At 43.6% G+C, this 7,208-nt stretch carries 3 protein-coding genes; 2 read left to right on the top strand and 1 reads right to left on the bottom strand.

Annotated features, from left to right (window positions below; genetic code table 11):
• Positions 1–6,548, bottom strand: a 6,548-nt coding sequence (locus AAFP11_RS29135; RefSeq protein ID WP_341740150.1) for an FkbM family methyltransferase, incomplete at its 3' end; no start/stop codon positions are given.
• A gap of 121 nt (positions 6,549–6,669) precedes the next feature.
• Here AAFP11_RS29135 and AAFP11_RS29130 point away from each other — a divergent pair.
• On the top strand, positions 6,670–6,888 hold the full coding sequence (locus AAFP11_RS29130; RefSeq protein WP_341740149.1) for a hypothetical protein: 219 nt from the start codon (positions 6,670–6,672) through the stop codon (positions 6,886–6,888).
• A gap of 149 nt (positions 6,889–7,037) precedes the next feature.
• On the top strand, positions 7,038–7,208 hold a 171-nt coding region (locus AAFP11_RS29125; RefSeq protein WP_341740151.1), incomplete at its 3' end, for an ATP-dependent metallopeptidase FtsH/Yme1/Tma family protein.

Genomic DNA, 7,208 nt, shown 5'->3' with positions numbered 1-7,208 from the left:
TCTTTGACTACAGTTTTTTCTGTTTGAGCAAAGGCACTTTCAAAAACCCGGTCATAATCGTCAAACAACCACTTGGGTAAACGAGTATTAGCATCGGGAATCCGCATTTTACCAGGCACAAAATACAACATCGCACCTAACAGAGCATTGATAGCTTGCGGATGCACCAGCCCTTTGCTAATTTCAGTCAACTGCTGCAAAAACTGCTGTTCGGCTTCACTCATTGGTTCTGTTTGCAAGCCACATCCCAGTATTGCTTGATATGCTTTGCGCACTTCGCCTTGATACAAAGTTGCCAATTTTTCTGGCCCAACAGTTAGCCAAAAATCAGCCAATTGTCGGCGAAGTTGGCGGAGTTCCAAAACTACCGATGCGTCTGATGAATCAATGCGGTAGAGATTGACGCATCCTAATAATTGATTGACAAATTGTGGGGATTGAATGTATTTAGCTAGCAAGTCAGAGCTTGATTCGGAATTAACAGCGGTTTCTGGCTCAAAAACTTGCTCGTAATCGCCGATTAACCAGTTTGGCAAACGGTTTCGAGCTTCTGGAATTCGCATGGTTCCTGGTGGGAAATATAGCATGGCTGCCAGCAGGGCATTCATGGCTTGGGGATGTACTAATCCTTTGCTAATCTGGGTTAATTGCTGCAAAAATCTTTGTTCTTCTTCCCTCATTGGTTGATGTTGAAAGCCGGAGGAAAGCAGGATTTTATAGTTTTTGCCGGGGTTGCTTTTGTAGGTATTTTCTAGATTGTCAACGGCAACGTTTAGCCAAAACTCGGCTATTTCTTTGCGGATTTGACGCAACTCGGAGATGGCTGAGGTGTTTGATGGATTGGTTTGATATAACTGGAGGGTATGGGATAGCCGATCGCCCAAATCAGCCACTTTGGGAATGCTATCCTGTAGGATGCGGGATGTTGCTTGGTGGCTGGTTTGCCATTTATGAAAGAGTTGTTGAAATAATTGTGCGATCGCCCCAGAATATGCCACACTATCAAAACAAGCCGGATTAGCCTGCATTTTCTGCTGAATTTCCTGGCGATAGCGCTGCCGCAATTCAGGATTAGTAGCGAGAGTAACGGCTAGTTGAATGTAAGATGCTTCGCTATGGGTGATTAAATCTGGCATTGAGAGCGATCGTAACACAGCGGCCCCCATTCGCGATCGCAAAGTATCGCCATCCCTAACCACAGTTGGGAGTCCCACCTCTAGCGGATCGACAAGAGAAGTAGTCCCCGCATAGGGATAGGAATCCAAATAAACATCCCCCAACTTCAAAACTTCTTTAACATCCGCACGGTTAGGAAAACTCTTCCACACCCGCAACCGCTGACTGTCAATCCCATACTTAGCAAAAACGGCTTTCATATTATTCACAAAAGCCCCCCCAGGATAATGATTAGTCCAGCTAGGACCGAAAGGCATTAAAAACAGCACAGAATTAGGAACAGCCGCCATAATCTTTGCCCATGTTTCCCTTAATTCCGGCAGTAGCTTATACAAATTCGCACTCGAAATAAACACAACCGATTCCTCGGAAATACCGATGCTATTTCTGGTTAGCTTAATGTTGGGAGTATAAGGTTCAAGGGTATAGCTAAAACAGCAGCCAGGCCCGTCAATAGTTGCTAATTGCTCGCGATAATGCCCCTGTCCATCAGGTGTAGGTTCCATCAACTTACCAGCAATGTAATAGTCAATGTGTCGCATTCCTGTCGTAATTGGAGAATTAAAACAGGTAGTTTGTACCCGCGCTAAGCGATGCAGCGCTAGTAAACTAATCGGATGAGTGACAGCCGTAATATTCGTAGCAATCAGCAAAATATCTAAGTCATCAGCGCGGATTTCCTGAACTTGACTTGGCAAATCATTCGACAGTTTAACCAGTCTGTCAGCGCGACTCTGACAATACTGTTCTAGTTTATTGCCGTCGAGATTGAGAGCATATAAAATAATCTCAAACTGCTCTCGGTTCAGATATTCAAAAGCGGGTAAAGTGGCAAAAGTTTCCGTCATCGCCCCAAAATGTTTAGTCAGGACACCGAGGCGAATTTTCTGCCTGTTTGCAGGTCTAGCCGGAAAAATGCAATCAATCGCAGCGCCACTATTTTTCATGGCATATTCAATAATATCTGCCCGCTTCGTGTAGATATCTTTGAGGTTTTGACTATTGAAGTACAGAGGAATAAAGTTAGCAGCTTGGGTAAAAAACCAGGCGATGTCCTGCCACACTTGCAAGTTTTGGTTCTTGAAGATATTGCTATGCAAATAACCGACCCATCCCTGCACATAACGGCAGTAATTGTCAGCCTCTCCTATTTCTTGAAATAGAGTAGGCGCGGCAAACATAAATTTGAGATAGTCGTTGACAAACCAATTAGGTATTGCTGCATTTTCATAGTTCAGCATTAATTGGTCAGCACGACGGTAGAGAGTGGCTGCTAGTAGGTAGTTAATATCTTTGGGAGTTTTAATCCCCTGGGAGAGATGTGCTGTTAGTCGATCGATCGAAGTCTTTTCGGCATCCGTCAATTCTTCATATTTGATAATGCTGTTGAGCAGCATTTGATGTGCCTTACCTGCATCGCCGGCATAGGCATTTGCCAGTTGTTCTGCGGGCAGATTCAGCCAATAATTTGCCAGTTGCTGGCGGGATTGGCTGATGTTCGCGAGGCTGACTTGGTTAGCTTGGTCTTTTTGATACTCTCCCAAGGATTGAGACAGCGCAGTTAAAAATTGTTCGGGTTTGTTAAATTGAACTAATTCCTCAGCTATTAACTGGCCATGTTGCTGCAAAATTTGATCTGACCAACGCACTTCTTCTGGTTTGTAAAGTTGAGAGTGCAGGTGAATAATTGTGGCTCTCATCAAGTCTAATTTTGCGCGATCGCCCGCCATTTTTTGGGTTCTGCTAGAGCCGTCGCCGTGCTGCCTGTAATACAGATAAGGCTTAGGCAGGCGATCGCCTAACCAGCCTTTTTCATAGGCAGAAACCCAAAATTCCCAGTCTTCGCATCCCAGCTTCATCACTTTTTTCAAGCCGCCTACTTGCTCGTAAATCTCCCTTCTAAATAGGGAAGTAGCGGGGGCTTGATTGTCTCTCAAAAACCGATTGGCATCAAAGTCACCGTGGATAACTAAATCACAGTTTGCTCCGAAGTGCTGCACATCTGTATAGACAAAACCAACATTCGGTTTTGCTGATAAAATTGCCAAGCACTCCTCTAGAAATTTTGGATGCAGTTTATCATCAGCATCTAGGAATAAAATAAACTTTCCTGACGACTGCTGAACGCCAACATTTCTAGAATCAGCGGGCCCCGTGTTCGGTTTATCTATGAGGCGAAGCGATTTTTGAGGATACAGTTGAATTAAATAATTTGCGAAGTTGCTGGTATCATCGGAACTGCCGTCATTAATAATGATACATTCCCAGTTTAGATAAGTCTGACTGGCGACACTTTCAACAGCTTCTCTGAGTAAACTTGCGTGGTTGTAGCAGGGAATAACGACGCTGACGAGTGTTTCTGTCGGCGTGCGGTAGGGCATGGCATTTAGCTGTGATGGAGAGATTGAAACAGGGACTGTAGCGACTGGTTTGACACCCCGGCGCATGATGCCGTATTCATCCCATATTTGCCTAGTTTCTTGCTGCGATGTTGGCGATGAATGTTCCAAGCCTTGTTGATTTTCGCAGTACAAACCGAGAATTTCTGGCAGGTGTACAATATTTTCAGTTTTGCCAATCCGCAGCCAAAATTCGTAATCGCCAGCAGCAGTAAATTCCGATCGAAAATAGCCGTGTTTTTCGTGCAGCGATTTTCTCCACATCGGCTGCGGGCCAATAATGCAGCGCCGTTCGAGTTCGCTGTAGTCAAATGCTGGCCAATTCCAGCGCTTTTCGGCTTGGGTTTTTGCAAAAGTATCGTTAGCTGTGCTGGTGATTAATTGGTCGGCATAAACCAGACTTACTGGGGCATTTTCGTCCAGGTATTTCGCCATGATTTCTAGGGCATCGGGGCGGTGTCTGTCATCGGTGTTAGCATTAGTAATATAAGCTCCGCGCGACATCTTAATGCCTCGATTCCAGGCTGTATATAATGTCTCACGGTCAGAAGTGCGATCGTACACAATGTTCAGATATTTTGCTTGAAATTCCCGCACTATCGCCTGTTCGTTTTGCTGGGAACCGCTGTCAATCACGATGATTTCCAGTGCGCCTTGTTTGTACAGCGTTTGGTCTACTAAGTCCTGCAAGCAGCCGCGCATGAATCTTTCAGAATTGTAGGTAGAGACGATCGCCGATACTTTGAACGCCGATGGGACAGGCTGCGATCGCTCTAAATTGATTGTGCCGCTAGTTTCATATCTAATTCTCTGCTGATTTTTGTCAATTATTTGCCCAGCTTGTACAGCGACACTTGTTAGTTCTACTTGTAACTGATTGGGATTTGTTGACAGCATTTCCTGAAATTTACGGGACAAATCCGGCTGGAAAAAACCCATGAAGTGAATTCCCATCTTTTGCCAAAGATCATTGATGTAATTCACCGGGTGTTTGATATGATACGCGATCGCAGTTTCTAAATATTTGACAGTCAACCCTTGTTGCTGAGCGGCCAGCGGTATCCACAAGTCCCACCAAGGAAGACCTAAACAGAATTGAGACTTAGGAAACTGTCTTAATAAATCCTTGTCAAAAAAGAAGAAATCAAACCCATTAGCATAAATTTCTCCCGCTGCTTGTTCAGGAGAATCAACATCAGTTCGAGAACCAAAAACTACGGAATTTTCAGCCTGTTTGCAGATAAATGAAATCAAATCGCCGTCAGATTTCAGACGGATATCTGAATTAACAATTCCGCAAATCTTTGTACCAGAATCGCGCAAATAAGCAAACAGATCATCAAGATATACTAACGGTCTTCCTGCATCGGCCCGCGCGTCGCGTTTTACCTCATGAAAAGTCACATTTTCATAGATTGACTGCAATTGGCTAATTTCTTCCCGACTATTCAGCGAAACAGCCTCAAATCCCAGTAGTATCCAGCTTTCTACAGCCGCCCGCTGATTTTCGATATTTCCCGGTGCAATACTCGTAGCAATTGCCACACGGTTCTTGTTATTCGCCTGCGATATTCTCAAATTCAAATTGTCAGTATCTGCAAGGCTGACTGTGGTTTTGACATAAAAAGCATCCCCCCAAGATGGATGAGATGGAGTCGCCATTGCTACTCGTTGAAAGCCATAAACCTTTAGAAAATCGTCTACTTGGTCGATTAACGCGCAGCCTTCATAAAGTTCTTCGCAATTAACTTCTGTACTGATGGCATCAATATATTTGAGAGTTTCTCTCGCCCCCTGCAAAGCCAAAAGTTCTGCGCCTTGAATATCGATAACCAGGATATTAAACTCCGATGAATTCAGCGGACTTTCTTGCATTAACGAATCAAGAGTTTTCGAGGTGACAGTTACTTGATCAACTTCCAGCATACCGGGATAAATTTCCTTGTGCAGCTTTAGTGGCAGAATGCTGCTGCTCATATCGTGGGAATTTACCCGCAAATTAACAGTGCCGTTTTGGTTGCTGATAGCACAGTTTGCCAGCCACACATTAGGTATCCCTGCTATATGCAATTTCAACCTTTCAAAAACAGAGGGATTAGCTTCAACAAACAGCACTTTGTCCGCGCCCATCACTTGATATTCCTGCATTTCTTGCCCTTCGTGAGCCCCTATGTGGATCACACCTCGCGGGGCAATTGAGTATTGCTGGCAAAGCTTCTGCAAGTCTAAATACCCTACCGTTGCAGCTATTTGATTGGTAATTTTCGGTACAGTTTTTATCTCCGATATATTATGTCTATCTCCATCAAATTTTGCGTAGATATCTCCCCACAACAACGCCTCATTAGCAGACTCTAAATAATTTAAAAGATCGCTGTCAGCAACCCATTCAGGAAATAAGAAATTGCTGTCTTCGCCCTTGGCAATGTTAAAAACCTTATATCCCAAACTTTTTAGATGATTTATACAATTTTTCGTGTCTTCAATAAATTCTATAGCAAACTCAAATGATATGTAAGGAATTGGTCTAGACAGTCCTTTCAATACTTGATACTCAAATCCTTCAACATCTATTTTACAAAACTTCGGGCATCCCCACAGTTTTATCATCTCATCTAACGTGGTAATTTCGACTGTAACAGTTTGATTCCAATCGTAGTTAGAAAAACGCCCAGTTTTCCATTTTTGGGAAAATGTTGATATGTAATTAGCATCACTACATACTGAAAGCTGCATAGTCCCCGCTTGCTCGCCCAAGCCTTTGTTAACTATAAAAGCGTTGGGATTTTGCTGATATTTTTGAGTTAATATAGTTAAACAATCTGGTTGCGGTTCAAAGCATATTACTTTCGCCCCAGCAGCCAAATACAAATCAGCTTTCTGCCCTATGTTAGCCCCGACATCAAACACAGTATCTCCTGCCTCAACAAAATAGCGAATAAAATTAGTTGCCATTGATAATTTAGTGTCCATTTTTCTTACTTAATTATTGTTATTTGTCACGAGTGATATCAATTTCGGTTGCACGAGCGAGATGATCTTTTGTTTAAGGCAGTGTTGTGTCCCTACCACAAATATTGTAGGGAAACGGCGCGTGCAGTCTCTTAAGGTTTTTTTGAGTTGTTCCCTGTCTGGTAGGAGGCGATCGCACTGCTATGTCTCCAAGGCTTCTTCAGAGTTATACGCTAAATCGGTTCCCAAAACAGGACTGGTGGCGATCGCCCCTACTTATGAGCATCTTGACAAATTCTATATTATAGTTTATGTGCAAATCCAACGATTAGCACAGCACCCGCATCCCCTGACGACGTGAAGCAACGTTTGGTTTCCACCACTTCAAAGGCCCGATCGCCACAGCCGAGATTCCTCCCACACAAAAACAAGTTACAATTACGTTAAGATTGATGAACATAAATAAAAATTCCCAAATCACAGGGACTAAAAATTAGGAGATCCACCTCAGTGAATAAACGCTGGAGAAACGCAGGCCTGTACGCACTTCTGGCTATTGTAGTCATTGCTTTAGCAACCGCATTTTTTGACAAACAGCCCCCAAGCCGCGAAGTTTGGAAGTACAGTCAATTCATTCAGGAAGTCGAAGGCAAGAGAGTAGACAAAATCAATATCAGTTCC

This window comes from Microcoleus sp. CAWBG640, assembly GCF_020883015.1.
Taxonomy (GTDB): Bacteria; Cyanobacteriota; Cyanobacteriia; order Cyanobacteriales; family Microcoleaceae; genus Microcoleus; species Microcoleus anatoxicus.
The sequence above is the reverse complement of the archived record's forward strand: the minus strand, read 5'-3'. Positions and strand labels throughout refer to the sequence as shown.